A 19,300-nucleotide genomic window follows, 5' to 3' on the forward strand; every position below is an offset into this window, starting at 1 on the left:
TACTATTGACATTTTATGAAATATTGATATAATAAAGATAAACAAAATAAAACAGACATAAATCAAAATAAATTCAATAAAAATTAACTTTATTTAAAGGAGGGCAAAAAGTGTATTCTGAATATGAGGTAAAAAAACAGATTTGTGAAATAGGAAAAAGAATCTACATGAATGGATTTGTAGCAGCAAATGACGGCAATATCACCGTTAGAATAGGTGAAAATGAAATAATAACGACTCCTACAGGTGTCAGCAAAGGGTTTATGACTCCTGACATGCTACTAAATATTAATTTAAACGGTGAAGTATTAAAATCATCAGGTGATTATAAACCATCCACAGAGATAAAGATGCATCTTAGAGTCTATAGAGAAAGGCCAGACGTCAAATCTGTCATACATGCACATCCGCCATTTGGCACAGGCTTTGCAATTGTAGGGATCCCGCTTACAAAGCCAATAATGCCAGAAGCAGTCATATCTTTAGGCTGTGTGCCAATAGCCGAATACGGTACGCCTTCAACCGAAGAGCTGCCAGATGCCGTTTCTAAATACTTGCAAAATTACGATGCGCTTTTATTAGAAAATCACGGTGCACTGACATACGGTCCTGACTTAATTAGTGCATACTATAAAATGGAATCACTTGAATTTTATGCAAAATTGACATTCATCTCTACACTTCTCGGAGGTCCAAAAGAATTATCAGATAGCCAAGTAGAAAAGCTTTATGAAATCAGAAGAAAATTCGGTCTAAAAGGAAGGCATCCAGGCGATTTGTGTAGTACATTAAGATGCAGCACAAATTCTGTTGAATTAAATAAGGATAAAGATGGAAAGAAATAAACGATGACTTTAAATTAAATGATGTAAAAACGATGACATTTTCTATATCAATAATACTCGAAGCATATACTACCACCAAAACATTGTAAACCTTATAGAAGTGAAATTAGCAAAGGTGAATCTGCGGCAATTCGTATTTACTGCATACAGGCGAGCTTGCCGCTGTTGAAGCATCTATTAACGCTGGATGCAAAGCTTTGGAGAAATTAGGTATGCTTTTAAACAAATCTATAATACCTAATCCAGATAGAGCTATTTGGGATAAGATAATCTAAATGCAAAAACAGGCAATAAAAGAAAATACAATATATATAACTATAAAACAAAAAAATAACAAAAAAATTAATAAAAAATATTAAAAACAAGAAGGAATTTAACAAAAAGCGTCGAATATATAATATAAAAGATATATAAGTTTAGGATTAAATAATAGTATTTATTATTAAATAGAATCAAATGTAATTATTATCTGATTTCCTGAAAGGATGTTTATTATGTATGAAGCAGAAAAAGATAAAATTTTAAATGATTATTATAATGCAAAAGAGGTTTATGCAAAGTTTGACATAGACACTGATGAAATATTAGATAAAATGAAGAAGATTCGAATTTCGCTTCACTGCTGGCAGGGTGATGATGTAACTGGATTTGAAAAAAGCGCTAATGGATTAAGCGGTGGAGGAATCCTTGCTATAGGTAATTGGCCTGGTAGAGCAAGAAATGGTGAAGAACTGAGGCAAGACATTGAAAAAGCTTTAAGTCTTATACCTGGCAAACACAAAGTGAATTTACATGCCATTTATGCAGAAACAAATGGTGAATTTGTAGACAGAGATGAAATAAAAGTTGAACATTTCAGAAAATGGATAAACTGGGCAAAAGAAAAAGAAATCGGACTTGACTTCAATCCTACGTTTTTTTCACATCCTAAAGCAAATGATGGTTATACGCTTTCAAGTAAAGAAGAAAATATAAGAAAGTTTTGGATTGAACATGGCAAGAGATGTCGTGAAATTGCAAATGAGATAGGAAAAGAGTTAAAAACCCAGTGTGTGAATAATGTTTGGATTCCAGATGGTTCTAAAGATTTACCTGCTAATCGAATTGAACACAGAAAAATACTTAAAGAATCTTTAGATGAAATATTTTCAGTAAAATATGACAAAGCAAATATCGTCGATTCTGTTGAAAGCAAACTATTTGGTATCGGGTCAGAAAGCTATGTAGTTGGTTCACATGAGTTTTACATGAGCTATGCATCAAGAAATGATGTAATGTTGTGTCTTGACATGGGCCATTTTCATCCTACTGAGAATATCGCTGATAAAATATCATCAATACTCACATTTAATGATAATTTATTGATTCACGTAAGCCGTGGTGTCCGTTGGGACAGCGATCATGTAGTCATTTTAAATGAAGATTTGCTTTCATTAGCAAAAGAAATAAGAAGATGCGATGCTTATGATAAAGTGTATATTGCATTAGATTTCTTTGACGCAAGCATAAACAGGATAATGGCATGGGTGATAGGTGCAAGAGCGACGTTGAAAGCCATATTAATATCGCTTTTAGAGCCTGTGCATCTACTTTTAGAAGAAGAAAACAAAGGCAATTTTGGTGCAAGGCTGGCTTTGATGGAAGAATTCAAAACATTGCCATTTTACTCCGTTTGGAACAAATACTGTATGGACGAAAATGTGCCTATTGGTACATCATGGATTGATGCTGTTAAAGAATATGAAAAAGAAATTATAAAAAATAGGGCTTAAAAATTTAAGACTAAAGGATGGTATTTCAATGAAAGATACTGTATATAATCTGGCTTTTGATTTTGGTGCTTCAAGTGGACGTCTTATGCTATCAAAATTCGATGGCGAAAAAATCACAATTGAAGAAGTTTATAGATTTCCAAATGAGCCAGTCAAGCTAGGACAATCATTTTATTGGGATTTTTTGAGACTTTTTCACGAATTAAAAAACGGATTAAAATTAGTATCCAAAAAAAAAATTAAAATATCCAGTATTGGCATAGACACATGGGGTGTTGATTATGGGTTGCTTGATAAAAATGACCAATTGATATCAAATCCTTTTCATTACAGAGATAAAAGAACAGATGGGATAATAAAAGATTTTGAAAATATGGCGTTGCTGGAAGAGATTTATGACGTGACCGGTATACAGTTTATGGAGTTTAATACAATATTTCAACTGTATTGCGATTATAAAAAGCGACCAGAATTATTGAATTATGCAAGAACATTATTATTTATGCCAGATTTGTTTAACTTTTATCTGACGCATGAGAAATATAATGAATATACCATTGCATCAACGTCGCAAATGCTTGATGCCGAAAAGAAGGATTGGGCGATCGATCTTATAAAAAAGTTAAATTTGCCAGAAGGCATTTTTCAAAAAATATTAATGCCTGGGAATATAATAGGTTATTTAACAAAAGAAATTCAAGAAGAAACGGGACTATCTAATATTCCTGTGATTTCTGTTGGAAGTCATGATACGGCATCTGCAGTTGCAGGTACACCTATTGAAAACGGTTCAAGTGCATATTTGATTTGTGGTACTTGGTCATTATTAGGTGTTGAAAGTGAAAGTCCTATAATAAATGAAAATACAAAAAAGTACAATTTCACAAATGAAGGTGGAGTAGAAGGTTTTATTAGGTTACTTAAAAATATAAATGGTTTGTGGATTATTCAACAATTAAAACAAAGCTGGAATTTGCATGGAATTAAAATAGGATTTCCAGAAATCAGCCAGATGGCGTCTAAAGCGAAACACGAAGAATTCATCATAAATCCCGATGACAAATTATTTATAGCTCCCGATGATATGGCTGAAGCGGTAAAGCAATATTGTGTAGAAACAGGACAGGGGTTGCCGCAGGATATCGGTGATATAGCGAGAGCTGCTTACAATGGTATAGTTGAACAATACAAAAATTGTTTAAACAATTTAGAAGACATTGTAGGGAGAAAAATAGATACTATCCATATGGTTGGCGGAGGAATACAGGATAAGTTCCTGTGTAAGTTAACTGCGGATGTTACAGGTAAAAAAGTAATAACAGGACCTGTAGAAGCTTCAATTTATGGCAACGCGATAGTCCAGCTTATGGCATTAGGATACATCAAAGATTTAAAAGAGGGAAGAAAGATAATAAAAAATTCTATAGAGCAAAAGAGATATTTTTCGAGCATATAACTCAAAGAAACTTGGACTTATTTGCAAATATAAGAATAAGTAAGATATAGGGGTGTGTTAATATGTATACACTTGTTGTAGTAGATGACGAATATGAGATAAGGACAGGATTATCTAATTGTTTTCCGTGGAGTGATGTTGGATTTAACGTTGTGAAGCAATTTGAAAATGGAAGAGAATGCTTAAATTATATTTGTAAAAATAAGGTTGATACAGTTTTGTGTGATGTAAAAATGCCGATAATGTCTGGAATAGAACTTGCTAAAGAAATTTTTGAAAAGAATATTGATACAAAAATGGTTATCATTAGTGGATATACCGATTTTGAATATGCGAGGCAGGCATTAAGATATGGTGTTAAGGATTATATAGTCAAACCTACAAAATATAATGAAATGGTAGAGGTATTTAAAAGAATAAAAAGTGAACTTGATAATGAAAATAAAAGTGAAAGAAATATTGTTGATAATGAAAAATCAAAAGAGTTTAATAGCATTATATCAATTATAAAAAAATATGTTGAAGAGAATTATAATAATGTGACTTTGGAAGATGTTGCAAAAATCGTTTATATGAATCCGTATTATTTAAGCAAATATTTTAAACAAAAAACCGGAATGAATTTTTCTGATTATATTACTTATGTCAGGATGAAAAAAGCTGTTGAATTTTTAAAAAATCCTTTATACAAAACCTATGAAGTAGGTTATATGATTGGATATAAAAATCCTAAAAATTTTAGCAGGGCATTCAAAAAATATTTTAAAAAATCACCGAAAGAATATATAAATTCAGCAATAAATTTTGAGGAATGAATAAATTTATGAAAAAATTAAAAACTAGATTTTTTTACAAAAACTTGTTAGTCTTATCGCTCCCTCTTATATTAATAGTCTTAATACTTGGTTCATTATCAATAGTTATTACAGAACGATATGTAAGAAATGAAATATATAAAAATAGCAGTGAAATGCTAAAACAAAGTAACAAAGACTTGTCGTTTTTATTTAACGATGTCAATAAAATATATTTAACTTTTGGAACAAATAAAGATGTTACGTTATATTTAAAAAGAATTTTAAATACTAGTAAATATTCTCTTGATGACATGTGGCACCTTAGCATGATAGAAAGTTTATTTGATTCTACATCATTTTCTGAACCATATATACAATCTATATATTTATATTTTAATAATCCAAATAAGAATTTTTTAGTTACAGGAAATGGAATCAATTCTATTGAGGAATATTTGGATTATGAATGGTATGATAGTTTTTTGAATGCCCCGAAAAATAAAATTTCTTGGTTGGAAGTTAGAGATATAAAGTTGTATAAGTTTGATAAAAAGGGAGTAAAAGTTTTAAGTGTATATAAAAAAATTGCAAATTTTGATGGAGATAAAATTAACGGTGTACTGGTATTGAATATAAATTTAGATTATATAGAAAATTTATTAAATACTTCAACTGTATTTCCTGGTCAAAAGATTTTTATCCTAGATGCTGATAACAATTTAATGTGTCAGAATATGAATAGCAATTTTCATGGAAAAGTTGATATTAATAAATATAGTAAAAATAACATTATAACAGAATTAAAGTCTCCCAATTACAATATAAAATATATATCAATAGTGCCTAAAAAGTATCTTTACGAAGTTCCAATAAAACTTTTAAAGATAACATTAGTGTTATTATCAATATCGATTTTTTTTGTAATATTAATAACATTTAGAATTACAAAGCGCAATTATGAGAATATAAGCAAAATAATAAATATAATAGAGGCAGAAAAAACTAATGAAATTTTCCCTGAATTACCAGCCGAAAATAAAGATGAGTACAATTATATAATATACAATATTATTAATAGTTATATAGAAAAAAGCCAACTGAAAATGGAACTGGCAGAAAAAAAATATAAAATGAAAGCTATGGAGTTATTAGCTTTGCAATCTCAGATAAGTCCTCATTTCTTATCTAATACATTAGAAACTATCTATTTAAAAGCACTGTCATATACTAAAGGGCCTAACGATGTTACAAAAATGATTGAGAACTTATCACAAATTTTGAAATATTTACTTAGCAATCCAAGCGAAACTGTTACTATAAAGGAAGAAATTGAAAATACAAAAGCGTATATAGAAATATTAAAGGTTAGGTATAAGGATAGATTTAGAGTAGTTTTAAATTATGATGAAACTTTATCTTCCTGCTTAATTATGAAACTTATGCTCCAGCATTTAATAGAAAATTCTATTAAGCATGGACTAAAGAAAAAAGATGGCAAAGGTACGATAAAAGTTAAAATAAAATCTATTAACAAAAAGCAAATAAAAATTTCAGTAATAGATAATGGTATGGGAATGTCTAAGGAAAGATTACTAAAAGTAAGGGAGATTCTTAATTCTGATTTTGATTTTCAAGATCATATTGGTTTAATGAATACGAAAGAAAGATTAAAACTTTTATATGGAAATAATTATGACATATTAATTAGAAGTAAATTTAATGTGGGAACTGCTATATATATTACTTTTCCATATCAACTAAAAGGGCAAATTGAAGAAAATTAAAGGTTAAAGAGGGAAGGAGTATTATAATGAGTATTGATAGGTATCAATTGGTAAAGAGACATAATGTAATCATAGGTAAAGCTGATACAGAAAATCCCCTATCTGTTGGGAATGGAGAAATTGCATTTACTGCAGATATAACTGGTATGCAAACTTTTATTGAAGAATATAAGACGATACCATTATGTACTATGGCACAGTGGGGCTTTCACACAACACCTGCCAAAAATGATAAGGGATTTTATTCAATAAAAGATCTAAAACTTAAATATTACAATATATTTGGACGAAAAGTAGGATATGCCACTTCAGAAAAAAATCAAGAAGAAATATTTAATTGGTTAAGAGTTAATCCGCATAGGATTCATTTAGGTAATATTGGATTAAATATAACTCTTTCTAATGGCGTAAAGGCAAAAATAAATGACATTAAGGAAATTAACCAGTCATTAGATTTATGGAATGGAATTCTAGTAAGCAAATTTAAAGTAGAGGATATACCGGTAAATGTAGAGACCTTTTGCCACCCTTATGAGGATATAATAAGTTTTTCTGTTGAATCTGAGCTTATCAAAAAAAATCAAATTTTTGTAGAAATAAAATTTCCATATGGTTCACCAGATATATCAGGTGCTGATTGGAATAAAGATGAATTGCATAATACAGATATCGTTGATTGCAGCGAAAATAGTATTGAATTATTGAGAACTATTGATAATGATTTTTATTTTGTAAAGATAGAATTTTCAAAAGATGTTTATGTAGAAAAGAAAGGGAAGAATTACTTTGTATTGAATCAAAAGGGATGTACAAACAATTTGATTTTTTCATGCCTGTTTTCCAGGATAAAACCACCTAAATATATACACCTATTCGAAGAGAGTAAAAGACTTTGCAAAGAATACTGGAATAGATTTTGGATCAGTGGAGGTGCAGTAGATTTTTCAAAGTGTACTGATAATAAAGCTTTTGAGTTAGAAAGGAGGGTGATTCTTTCGCAATATCTCACGGCAATACAATGTTCAGGTTCTATGCCTCCTCAAGAGACTGGGCTTACCTGTAATAGTTGGTATGGAAAATTTCATCTAGAAATGCATTGGTGGCATGCAGTGCATTTTGTTTTATGGGGAAGAACATATTTATTAAGTAGGAGTATGTGGTGGTATAAAAAAATTCTTTCTGTTGCCCAGAGTAATGCGCGGTCACAAGGATATGATGGTGCACGGTGGCCCAAGATGGTTGGACCAGACGGAATTGACAGTCCCTCTGCAATAGGACCGTTACTTGTATGGCAACAGCCTCATCCAATTTTTTATAGTGAATTGATTTATAGAGAAAATCCTTGTCAAGAGGTACTAGATATGTTTAAAGACATAGTTTTTAGTACCGCTGATTTTATTGCATCATATGTAATATATGATGAAAACAATGATAGGTATGTGCTTGGGCCACCTTTGATTCCAGTGCAAGAAAATCATGATCCTAATATAGTTTTAAATCCGCCGTTTGAATTGGAGTATTTTTTATTTGCATTAGAAATAGCAAATAAATGGAGAAGACGATTAGGACTTGATACAAATATAAAATGGAAAGAAATTTCTTCAAAGTTAGCTTCACTTCCTTTAAAAGATGGTGTTTATCTATCACATGAAAAATGCATTGATACTTATGAAAAATTTAATTTTGATCATCCATCAATGCTTGGGGCATTAGGTATGTTACCTGGACATAAAGTGGACAAGAGAATAATGAAAAATACTTTATTTAAAGTATTAGATAAATGGCAGTTTGAAGAGATGTGGGGATGGGACTTTCCTATGATCGCTATGAATGCGGCTAGACTTGGGGAACCAGAAATAGCAGTAAAAGCGATTTTAATGGATTCACCAAAAAATACTTATATGCTAAACGGGCATAATAATCAAATTCCTAATAAAGATCTCCCAGTCTATCTTCCGGGAAATGGTGGCTTATTAACAGCCATTGCTCTTATGGCAGCCGGGTGGGACGGATGTGACATAAATGAACCTGGTTTTCCCAAAAACGGTAAATGGAATATTGAATGGGAAGGATTAAAACCCATGATGTAATATTATTCATTGGAGGCATAAATATATGATAAAACGTGAAAATATTTATATTAGGGATCCATTTGTGGTCCCTGCTTATGAAGAAAAAAAATATTATTTATTTGGAACAACAGATATTAACTGTTGGAATAATGAAAAAGCTACCGGTTTTGATTATTATATAACATCAGATCTAGAAAATTTTGAAGGTCCTTTCGTGGCTTTTAGACCAGATAAAAGCTTTATTTGGGATAAAAATTTTTGGGCGCCAGAGATACATGAATATAATGGAAAGTTTTACATGTTTGCAACATTTATTGCTGATGGTAGAAATAGAGGAACTCAGATTTTAGTTTCAGAAAAGATAACGGGCCCATATATACCTTGGAGCATAGAACCAGTAACTCCAAACGATTGGATGTGTTTAGATGGAACGTTATTTATAGACGAAGCTGGGCAACCATGGATAGTTTTTTGCCATGAATGGGTACAAATATATGATGGTGAAATATGTGCAGCGAGATTATCTAAAGATTTAAGATCAACTATAAGTGAACCAATAACTCTTTTTAGAGCATCAGATGCTAAATGGACAAGAAGTATAAAAATTATAAATAATCATGAATGTTATGTAACTGATGGTCCTTTTGTTTATAGGTCTTCAAATGGGGAACTTTACATGATATGGTCCAGCTTCATCGAAAATAATGTATATGCTGTAGGAGTAGCATACTCAAAATCGGGGAATATAGTCGGACCATGGGTTAATAAGGAGATTCCTATTTTCTCAAATGATGGTGGTCATGGTATGATATTTAAGACTTTTGAAGGAAAGCTTACACTGGCAATACATGCACCAAATAAAAGGGGAAAAGAACGACCGCTTTTTCTACAAATAGATGAATCTACTCTTGATTGTGAAAATTTGTCATAAAAACATAAATAAAGTAAAGGATTTAAAAATAGAATGGCTATCAGTTTAATATGGAAGGTAATTCCTATACTTTCCATATTTTATTTAATTTAGCAGTACATTTATTGTATAAATTAATGACAATTAATGATACCATATCTAAAATTGAATACCTTTAATTGATTGTAGCTAGATAATATAATTAATCTAGAAATCAAAATAATGAGGAGGCATTGGAATGAAAATGTTTAAAAAAATAGTATCTACGTTTTTGGTTTTGCTTTTGATATTATCACTACTTTCAGGTTGTAGCAGTTCATCAAATTCATCAAAAAGCAGTTCAGAAAATAATAATACAAGTCAAAAGACTGTAACTTTAAGATTCATGTGGTGGGGTGGTGATAATCGACACAAGGCGACCCTTGATGCTATAAGCCTTTATGAAAAAGAACATCCAAATGTAAAAATTAATGCTGAATATGGTGGGGTTACTGATTATCTCCAAAAATTGATAACACAACTAAGCAGTGGTACTGCTCCTGATCTGGTACAAATCGATGTAACTTGGCTTCAACAACTTTTTAGTCAAGGTGACTTTTTTGCTGATCTAAGTAAATTAAAAGATATAGACGTTAGTGCATTTGATCAAAACTTTTTAAAAAGTTATTGTTATGTTGATAATAAGCTAATCGGCTTGCCTACAGGAATAAACAATTCGGCAATGTATATCAACAAGGACTTTTTTGATAAATTTGGAATAGATGACAAAACTGTTTGGACATGGGATAATCTATTACAAACGGCTAAAATGGTTCATGAAAAGGATAAAAATGCATATCTTTTAGATGCTGACTCTACAATATGTGATTATATTTTGGTCACATATGTAGGACAAAAAACAGGTAATCAGTGGGTTAATGATGATTATACTTTAGGTTTTGATAAGCAAACATTGACTGAAGCATTTAAATATTTGAACAGTTTATTCGAAGCAGGAGCAATTGAACCATTTTCTCAAAGTGCTCCGTATGAAGGTAAACCAGATCAAAATCCGTTATGGCTTAATGGACAAACAGGTATGTTGTGGAACTGGTCATCAATTTATGCTAATGTAAAATCTAATATTAAAAATCTATCTATGGCATTACCACCTATTGATCCTAATGCAAAACAAACAGGGATAGTGGTAAGACCTTCTCAGCTTATTGCAATTAATAAAGATTCAAAAAATATGGATGAAGCTGCAAAGTTTTTGAACTGGTTCTTTACAAATTCTGAGGCAATAAAGACGCTGAAAGATGTGAGAGGTGTTCCTGCAACAGAAAATGCGCGTAAAATATTGTCAGATAATAATTTATTAGATTCAGTATTGACTGACAATGCCAATCAAGCTATGGAGAAAATGTCACCTCCTGAAAATGGAATTAGTGGAAATCAAGAACTTGAAAAGATAAATACTGATATTATTCAAGAGTTAGCTTACAAAAAAATAACACCTGAACAAGCAGCAGATAAATTAATCAATACTTATAAACAAAAACTTCCTGAAATTAAAAATCAGCAATAAAAATTTTTTTCATAGGGTGCAGGAAAACCTTCACCCTATGAAATATTATTAAAGGAGTGACTTAATCTATGAATTACAATAAAAAAAGAAATTTATTGGGTTATTTATATATAAGTCCATGGATAATAGGTTTTCTCATATTTACTCTTTATCCTTTCTCGATGACTTTTATTTATTCGTTTTGTAACTATAGTATTACAAAATCTCCCGTATTTACTGGATTAAATAATTATATATATATGTTTACTAAAGACATGTATTTTTGGCCATCGTTAATTAATACTTTAAAATACGTTTTAATGACTGTTCCACTAAAATTGGCTTTTGCACTTTTTGTAGCGATGATATTAAATATTGATATTAAAGGTGTTAATATTTTTAGAACAGTGTATTATTTACCATCTATCTTTGGTGGAAGCGTAGCTTTATCTGTTATATGGAAATTTTTGTTCATGGATAACGGAATCATGAATAAATTTCTTAGCTATTTTCACATTCATGGTCCCAGTTGGCTGGGAAATCCACATATATCATTATTTACAATAAGTTTGCTATCTGTTTGGGAATTTGGTTCTTCAATGGTGATATTTTTGGCGGCTTTAAAACAGGTGCCAAATGAATTGTATGAAGCCTCCATGCTGGATGGCGCAAGTAAAATAAAAAGATTTTTTTCTATAACTTTACCTATGATATCTCCTGTCTTGCTGTTTAATCTAGTGATGCAAACGATAAATGCATTTCAGGAATTCACAGGACCTTATGTAATAACTGGTGGCGGACCTATGAATTCAACTTATGTGTATAGCATGTTGATTTATGATAATGCGTTTAGGTATTTTAGAATGGGTTATTCTTCTGCATTATCTTGGATTTTGTTTTTGCTAATACTAGTTGTTACAGTTATAATATTTAGATCATCTAATACATGGGTATATTATGAAAATGGGGGTAAATAATATGGAAGCAAAAATTAATTATAAAAGTGAACTATTTAGAAAAATATTAATATATGCTTTTTTGATTGCTTTCGGCATATTTATGATATATCCATTACTTTGGGTCTTTGCCTCTTCATTTAAAACTAACGATGAAATATTTAAGTCGTTGAGTCTTATTCCAAAACATATTGTGGCAAATTCATACATTGAAGGATGGAAAGGTACAGGTCAATACTCTTTTGGGACATTTATATTTAATAGTATAACACTTGTTATACCTGTAGTAGTTTTTACCGCAATTTCATCAACAATAGTAGCTTATGGCTTTGCAAGATTTGAATTTCCATTGAAAAATATTTTATTTACATTAATGATATCTACTATGATGCTGCCGGGCACAGCGGTCTTGATACCAAGATATATATTGTTTAATTGGCTTGGTTGGGTTAATACTTATAAACCATTTATTGTGCCTGCTTTGTTTGGTACTACACCTTTCTTTATTTTTATGATGGTACAGTTTTTACGAGGCCTTCCAAAAGAATTAGAAGAGTCGGCAACAATTGATGGATGCAATTCATTTCAAATACTCATAAAAATATTAATGCCATTGTGTAAGCCAGCAATAATTTCTATGTGTATTTTTCAGTTCATTTGGACTTGGAATGACTTTTTTAATCCATTGATATATATCAATAGCGTGGAAAAATACACAGTTTCTCTTGGGCTTAATATGACGATCGATGGGACATCAGTTGTTAATTGGAATCAAATAATGGCTATGACAATTATTTCAATGATACCAAGTATTATAATATTTTTTTCAGCGCAAAAATATTTCGTTGAAGGTATTGCAACAACCGGGTTGAAGAACTAAACTAAGTATAAGTTTACTCAATAAAATAACATATTTTATGTCAGGAGGCTGAGCTTTATGAGGTATACAGATGGAAAGGTGCATGATATTACTATTGCTTATATCGGAGGTGGCTCAAGAGGATGGGCATGGAATTTAATGACCGATTTAGCAAAGGAGGAAAGCATTTCTGGTACAGTAAAGTTATACGACATAGATTATGATGCAGCACGTGACAATGAAATAATAGGTAATTCCCTGTCAATGAGGCAGGATGTTAAAGGCAAATGGCTTTATAAAGCTTGTGAAACGTTAGAAGAGTCACTAAAAGGTGCTGATTTTGTCATAATATCTATTTTGCCAGGTACGTTTGACGAGATGGAATCTGATGTTCATGCACCTGAAAAGTATGGTATTTATCAATCTGTAGGTGATACTGTAGGACCTGGTGGAATAGTCAGAGCTTTAAGGACGATCCCGATGTTTGTAGATATTGCCAATGCGATTAAAGAGCATTGTCCAAATGCGTGGGTCATAAATTATACAAATCCTATGACACTTTGTGTCAGGACATTGTACGAAGTTTTCCCTCAAATTAAAGCATTTGGATGCTGTCATGAGGTTTTTGGCACACAAAAGCTATTATCTCGAGCTTTGCAAGATGTAGAAGGTATTAATGATGTTCCAAGGGAAGAGATAAAGATAAACGTCTTAGGGATAAATCATTTTACATGGATTGACAATGCAAGATACAAAGACATAGATTTAATGCATGTCTATAAGCAATTTGTGAATAAGTATTACGAAACTGGATTTATTAGTGATGCTAATGACAATTGGATGAATAATTCGTTTGTATCTGCAGAGAGAGTAAAATTTGATCTGTTTTTAAGATACGGAATAATTGCTGCAGCAGGAGATAGACATCTGGCGGAATTTGTGCCAGGATATTGGTATTTAAAGGATCCAGAGACAGTAAGAGAGTGGATGTTTGGTTTAACAACTGTAAACTGGAGAAAAGAGGACTTAAAACGCAGGCTTGAAAGAAGTAAAAGACTTAAAATAGGTGAAGAAAAATTTGAGTTAAAGGAGACAGGAGAAGAAGGAGTTAGACAAATTAAAGCGTTATTGGGTTTAGGCGATTTAGTGACTAATGTGAATATACCCAATTATGGTCAAATTGAGGGAATACCCTATGGTGCGGTTGTAGAGACAAATGCCTTATTTTCAGGAAATAAACTAAAACCTATATTATCAGGGAAATTGCCTGACAATGTAAATAGCCTTGTGCTAAGGCAAGTATACAACCAAGAAACGACGTTAAAAGCTGCTTTAAAGAAGGATTATAATTTAGCTTTCAGTGCTTTTGTAAATGATCCACTTGTTGCAATATCTTTAAAAGATGCGAAAAAGTTATTTAATGAAATGCTTGAAAATACGAAAAAATACTTAGATGGATGGGAATTAAAAGTTTAATATCTTTATAATTACGATCATTTATTGTAAACTAAAAACGATGATCCTCCTTAAAAGAGCCGATACTTTGCGATCGGCTCTAATATATTGCCTAAAAAATTTATAGAAAATTTATAAAATACCTTGTCTAACTACTTTATGTTGGACACAGACTATGGTATACTAAGATAAATATTAATTTTTTAACAATGGAAGGGGGATAAATACGAATAGCATATTGACATTATGGTTGGCAGTAATGATAGTAGGAATTGCAATTGACTTAATAACAAGCAACTTCATATTTTTCAATTTTTCCATCGGAGCTTTTTTCGCAATATGTGCAGATCTATTAGGAGCCAATATACCGATTCAGATTTTTGCATTTCTCGCAATAGGAATTGTTTCACTTATTATTTCGTTTAAATATTTGAGAAAGAATTTTAAAAATATACCAAAGACGTACCCGTATGAAAACGAATATGTAGGAAAGACGATTGAGATAACAAGTGACGTAGGTAAAGAGGGCCAAGTCTTTTTTGAAGGCATATATTGGACTGTCCAGTCTGATGTGCCTCTAAAAAGCGGTGACACTGCAGTTATAACAGGGATATCCGGAAATAAATTAATTGTTAAGAGATTGGAGGAATAAAATTGTTGATATTATTGCTTATCTTACTTCTTCTTATATTAATCGCGGTTTTAGCATCCATAAAGGTTGTTCAAACGGGATATGTATATGTCGTAGAAAGGCTTGGGCAATTCTATAAGATATTGGAGCCTGGATGGCATTTTGTGATACCTTTTGTTGATTATGTACGGGCAAAAGTATCTATTAAGCAGCAGATTTTAGATATTGAACCGCAGAATGTCATTACGAAGGACAATGTCAAGATATCTGTTGATAATGTAATATTTTATAAAGTAATGAATGCAAAAGATGCGATATACAATATAGAAAATTACAAATCAGGTATAGTTTATTCTACAATAACAAACATGAGAAACATCATTGGTGAAATGACACTTGATGAGGTTTTGTCAGGCAGGGACAAGATAAACGCAGAGCTTCTTAAAGTGATAGATCAGCTTACAGATGCATACGGCATAAAGATACTGTCTGTTGAAATAAAGGACATTACTCCGCCAGATGAAATAAGGCAGGCTATGGAGAAGCAGATGAAGGCAGAAAGAGATAAGCGTGCTACTATACTTCAGGCAGAAGGCGAGAAGCAAAGTGCCATAGCTGTCGCTGAAGGCCAAAAACAGGCAAAAATATTGCAGGCTGAAGCAGAGAAGGAAGCAAATATCAGAAAGGCAGAAGGCTTAAGGCAGTCACAGATATTAGAGGCAGAAGGTAAAGCAAAAGCCATTGAAGCGATTGCTGAGGCACAGGCTAAAGCCATCGAATTGGTAAATAAGGCTATATTAGAATCAGGAACGAATGAGACTGTAATAGCGTTAAAGCAGATAGAAGCACTGCAAGAGATGGCCAAAAATCCTGCTAATAAACTGATAATTCCAGACAAATTAGTCGATACTTTAGGAAGTATATCAGCCATAGCAGATCTAATTAAAAAGCAATAAATATGTATTATACCTCGAGTTTACTCGGGGTTTTTTCATATGATTTGGTTTTTTAAAGATTAAGATATAAAATGTATTATGAATAAAGTATTAATGGAGGGATTTTAATGAGTATTAAAGAAGTGCCGTATGATATGTACATTAAAGAAGTAAATCAAAAGCTTACGTCAAGAGGGATATTTTTAACTACTAAAGAGAATAAGCTAAATACTATGATAATAGGTTGGGGAGGAATAACGTATTTTTGGGGTAAGCCAGTATTCTTAGTTGCAGTGAGAAAGTCTCGTTTTACATACAGTCAAATCGAAAAATCAGGTGAATTTACGATTAGCGTGCCTCTAAATGAGGACTTAAATAAAGCGATTGCGTTTTGCGGTACAAAATCAGGAAGAGACTTTGACAAGTTTAAGGAATGCAATCTCACCGCAATTCCATCTCAAAAAATTGAGACACCTATAATTGGAGAATGTTCACTGCATTACGAATGCAAAGTCGTGTATAAGCAGGAAATGTTAAGGGAAAATCTTAATGCCGATATTGATAAAAAGTGGTACCCAGACTACCATACATTCTACTTCGGTGAAATTGTGGCGTCATATATAAAAGAATAGTCAAAGAAGCTGTAACAAAAATATACAGTAGAATATGCAACCTCCCATTAAAATAAATGGACTTAAGTATTTTTTGTGGGCTGCATATATAAGGCTTATATACGATGAGATAAGCGCAAGTACAGTTGTCAGCATAGTAAGACCTGTTAAATTCCAGTCTGTAAACATCATACCGATAGCGACAGGCACTGATGATTGAAATACCATTGCACCTGTGATGTTTCCAAGTGCAAGGGTATCTTTTTTTTGCCCTATCCAAAGGATTGAATTAAGCTTTTCCGGAAGCTCAGTTGCTATAGGCGTTATTATTAGTGATAAGATTGCAGGTGGTACTCCCAACAATGCTGACAATTGTTCTGTATATTTGATAAAAATATGAGCACCGTAAGAGATTCCAAAAAGTGAAAATATAAGCTGCAGAATTATAATATATAAAGTTGTATCTAGATGGAAATGCTTTGAAAAAAACAGATTATCTACATCTTTTAAGCTGTCTTCTTTTGAAGAAAATGTGTGGGCTACATAAATAAAATATGAAAGCAAAATGAATATTGATATCGCTGTTTTGATATTTAAGTAGCTATTTATGAATGATGTAATGACGGCTACAGAATATATGATGATAAAATATGTCAAGTCTCTTTGAAATCCTGAGATAGAAGGGGTTATTTTAAAAGGTCTTTTTCTAAATAAAAAATATATTATTGCTGAAGTACCTGTAACAAAAAAGCCAAGTGTCGACAGCATGAAAGGAGCGCCAACTATGGCTCCGATTCCTATTTCTTCTGATGCTTGGCCATTGTGAAATACAATTGCTATTATAGGTATTATTGTTTCTGGCATTGCCGTACCTACAGCGGCAAAAATACTGCCAATGACGCCTTGGCTTAAATTGAGTTTTTTACCTAACCATTCCACAGCATTTGTAAAATATAAGCACGATGCTAATATAAAGGTCAAACTTAAAGAAAACATAGCTATCAGAAAAGCCAATATAAACAGCTCCTTCTCATTTCTAAGAATATATGGAAGACCATACTAAATTATAATTTGGAATAAGACATTATATTCCTAAAATATCAATGTCATAATAGGCTTGTAAGTGTCTGTGAAAAATGTGATGAATTGCTATAATTATTTTCAAAAAAATGCATTCCAAAAGGAAAAAAGTTTTTAAATTTTTGTTTATTTTTTTAAAAAATATGCTATAATATAAGTAAAGAGGCAGCCGTCCGCAAAATGCGGTTGCCCGAGAAGCGGTTTTAAAAATCCTAAACCGTCCTGGGGTTAGCAGGGCGGTTATTTCCTCTTAAAATCGAGGACTGCTATACATTATCATTAAAGACAACGTTTGATATGTATTCATCATAGCAACCACCTCCTTATAAGGAGAGTGGCAACCGCACCCTGCTTATCCGACTACCTCAAGTATAATTATAGCATATATAAATGCATTAGGCACTCATCAATTTGAGTGCTTTTTTTATAGGTATTAGATTATAAAAATTAGATTGACATTTTTTCTAAAAGAGTATATTATATATTTAAGGAGTGCACTCGGTTGCACACAAAATGAATTTTAGTTTTAGAATTATATTCCAAAGCAGGTTTCTATTTATTCAATAGCAACCGCTTGCATCGGGCTTTATTTATTTTTAGATAAGGGTGATATGATGTCAGAGATTAGATACGATGTGGTGACAGGAAAGATCGCAGTTATATCGACAGAGAGAGGGAAAAGGCCTCACGATTTTAAAAAGTCTGATGTCGTGAAAAATAATGGCCTTTGTCCATTTTGTCCGGGAAATGAACACATGACACCACCTACACTGGTAGAGTTTTGCGATGAAAAAGGGATGTGGACATTGAGAGGCTTCAACAACAAATTTGCTGCTTTTAGCAAAGATACAAATGGTTCAATGGTGGAAGGCGACAATGAATTGCACAAAGCAAATGATGGCTACGGTGTTGCTGAGATTATTGTCGAAAGCAACCAGCACGACAAGACGTTGGGGCAGATGGAGATAGATGAGATCCAAAATATTATAAAGGCACTGATTTTAAGGTATGATGAAATAGTAAAAGATAAAAATATTAAATATGTTCAGATGTTTAAAAACTTTGGTGCAAACGGTGGTGCTTCGTTGGAGCATGGGCATTGGCAGATTATGGCTGTTACATTTATACCAGAAGCAGTAGAAAGGGAGTTGCAAGGAGTAGAAAAATATAAAAATGGGAAAGGAACATGTCCTTACTGTGACATTGTCAATGATGAATTGACTGAAAAGACAAGAGTTGTGGCTGAAAATGACAGGTTTATTGTGATTTGTCCTTTTGCATCGCGGTTTGCGTATGAATCATGGATACTGCCTAAAAAACATAGGAGAGCATTCAACAAGATAGACAGTGATGACATTAAAAGCTTATCATCATTGCTAAAATATATTATAAATAGATATGAAGATTTATTTGACTATCCGCCATACAACATAGTGATTCACACGCTCCCTCATCAAGATGAACGTGACTTTCACTGGCATATAGAGATATTGCCAAGGCTTACTACTTTCGCTGGATTTGAGCTTGCAACAGATGCATATATAAATCCAACGCCGCCAGAACAGGCTGCATCTATTTTAAGGTAGATTAA

General features: G+C 32.0%; 17 protein-coding genes. 16 read left to right on the plus strand and 1 reads right to left on the minus strand.

From position 1 onward, the window contains the following. Positions 1-110 precede the first annotated feature (110 nt). The 15 genes from J2Z80_RS02235 (at position 111) to J2Z80_RS02305 (ending at position 16,650) form a co-directional block, all read left to right on the plus strand. Positions 111-845, plus strand: coding sequence for a class II aldolase/adducin family protein (locus J2Z80_RS02235; protein WP_209452926.1), 735 nt, complete (start codon positions 111-113; stop codon positions 843-845). 140 nt (positions 846-985) lie between these two features. Continuing rightward, positions 986-1,120 carry a BMC domain-containing protein gene (locus J2Z80_RS15375; RefSeq protein WP_432422702.1) on the plus strand — a complete coding sequence of 45 codons (135 nt, stop codon included), beginning with the start codon at positions 986-988 and terminating at the stop codon, positions 1,118-1,120. 219 nt (positions 1,121-1,339) lie between these two features. Then, the gene (locus tag J2Z80_RS02245) at positions 1,340-2,617 is read left to right on the plus strand and encodes an L-rhamnose isomerase (protein ID WP_209452927.1); all 1,278 of its coding nucleotides are present in this window, start codon (positions 1,340-1,342) and stop codon (positions 2,615-2,617) included. A gap of 28 nt (positions 2,618-2,645) precedes the next feature. Further along, a complete protein-coding gene (locus J2Z80_RS02250) occupies positions 2,646-4,073 on the plus strand; it encodes a rhamnulokinase (RefSeq protein ID WP_209452928.1) in 1,428 nt (475 codons plus the stop codon). 62 nt (positions 4,074-4,135) lie between these two features. Continuing rightward, positions 4,136-4,888 carry a response regulator transcription factor gene (locus J2Z80_RS02255; protein ID WP_209452929.1) on the plus strand — a complete coding sequence of 251 codons (753 nt, stop codon included), beginning with the start codon at positions 4,136-4,138 and terminating at the stop codon, positions 4,886-4,888. An 8-nt stretch (positions 4,889-4,896) separates the two neighbouring features. Next, the gene (locus J2Z80_RS02260) at positions 4,897-6,654 is read left to right on the plus strand and encodes a sensor histidine kinase (RefSeq protein ID WP_209452930.1); all 1,758 of its coding nucleotides are present in this window, start codon (positions 4,897-4,899) and stop codon (positions 6,652-6,654) included. A gap of 26 nt (positions 6,655-6,680) precedes the next feature. Continuing rightward, positions 6,681-8,744, plus strand: a complete 2,064-nt coding sequence (locus J2Z80_RS02265) for a hypothetical protein (protein WP_209452931.1) — start codon at positions 6,681-6,683, stop codon at positions 8,742-8,744. 25 nt (positions 8,745-8,769) lie between these two features. After that, positions 8,770-9,657, plus strand: coding sequence for a glycoside hydrolase family 43 protein (locus J2Z80_RS02270; RefSeq protein ID WP_209452932.1), 888 nt, complete (start codon positions 8,770-8,772; stop codon positions 9,655-9,657). A gap of 217 nt (positions 9,658-9,874) precedes the next feature. Continuing rightward, entirely contained in the window at positions 9,875-11,203 is a 1,329-nt protein-coding gene (locus J2Z80_RS02275; RefSeq protein ID WP_209452933.1) for an ABC transporter substrate-binding protein, read from the plus strand. 239 nt (positions 11,204-11,442) lie between these two features. Continuing rightward, positions 11,443-12,159, plus strand: coding sequence for a carbohydrate ABC transporter permease (locus J2Z80_RS02280; protein ID WP_280953156.1), 717 nt, complete (start codon positions 11,443-11,445; stop codon positions 12,157-12,159). 1 nt (position 12,160) lies between these two features. After that, positions 12,161-13,018 carry a carbohydrate ABC transporter permease gene (locus J2Z80_RS02285; protein WP_209452935.1) on the plus strand — a complete coding sequence of 286 codons (858 nt, stop codon included), beginning with the start codon at positions 12,161-12,163 and terminating at the stop codon, positions 13,016-13,018. Positions 13,019-13,075: 57 nt separating this feature from the next. Further along, complete coding sequence (locus tag J2Z80_RS02290) at positions 13,076-14,473, plus strand: family 4 glycosyl hydrolase (protein WP_209452936.1); 1,398 nt, start codon at positions 13,076-13,078, stop codon at positions 14,471-14,473. 217 nt (positions 14,474-14,690) lie between these two features. Next, complete coding sequence (locus tag J2Z80_RS02295; RefSeq protein WP_209452937.1) at positions 14,691-15,104, plus strand: NfeD family protein; 414 nt, start codon at positions 14,691-14,693, stop codon at positions 15,102-15,104. A 2-nt stretch (positions 15,105-15,106) separates the two neighbouring features. Further along, a complete protein-coding gene (locus J2Z80_RS02300; RefSeq protein ID WP_209452938.1) occupies positions 15,107-16,039 on the plus strand; it encodes an SPFH domain-containing protein in 933 nt (310 codons plus the stop codon). A 107-nt stretch (positions 16,040-16,146) separates the two neighbouring features. Then, complete coding sequence (locus tag J2Z80_RS02305; RefSeq protein WP_132776452.1) at positions 16,147-16,650, plus strand: flavin reductase family protein; 504 nt, start codon at positions 16,147-16,149, stop codon at positions 16,648-16,650. On the opposite strand, the gene J2Z80_RS02310 is transcribed toward J2Z80_RS02305, so the two are convergent. Further along, on the minus strand, positions 16,651-17,643 hold the full coding sequence (locus J2Z80_RS02310) for a sodium:calcium antiporter (RefSeq protein WP_245301095.1): 993 nt from the start codon (positions 17,641-17,643) through the stop codon (positions 16,651-16,653). Between the two features lie 680 nt (positions 17,644-18,323). Here J2Z80_RS02310 and galT point away from each other — a divergent pair. Further along, on the plus strand, positions 18,324-19,295 hold the full coding sequence (gene galT / locus J2Z80_RS02315) for a galactose-1-phosphate uridylyltransferase (RefSeq protein ID WP_209452939.1): 972 nt from the start codon (positions 18,324-18,326) through the stop codon (positions 19,293-19,295). Positions 19,296-19,300 lie beyond the last annotated feature (5 nt).

It is taken from the genome of Thermoanaerobacterium butyriciformans (assembly GCF_017874545.1).
GTDB lineage: Bacteria > Bacillota > Thermoanaerobacteria > Thermoanaerobacterales > Thermoanaerobacteraceae > Thermoanaerobacterium > Thermoanaerobacterium butyriciformans.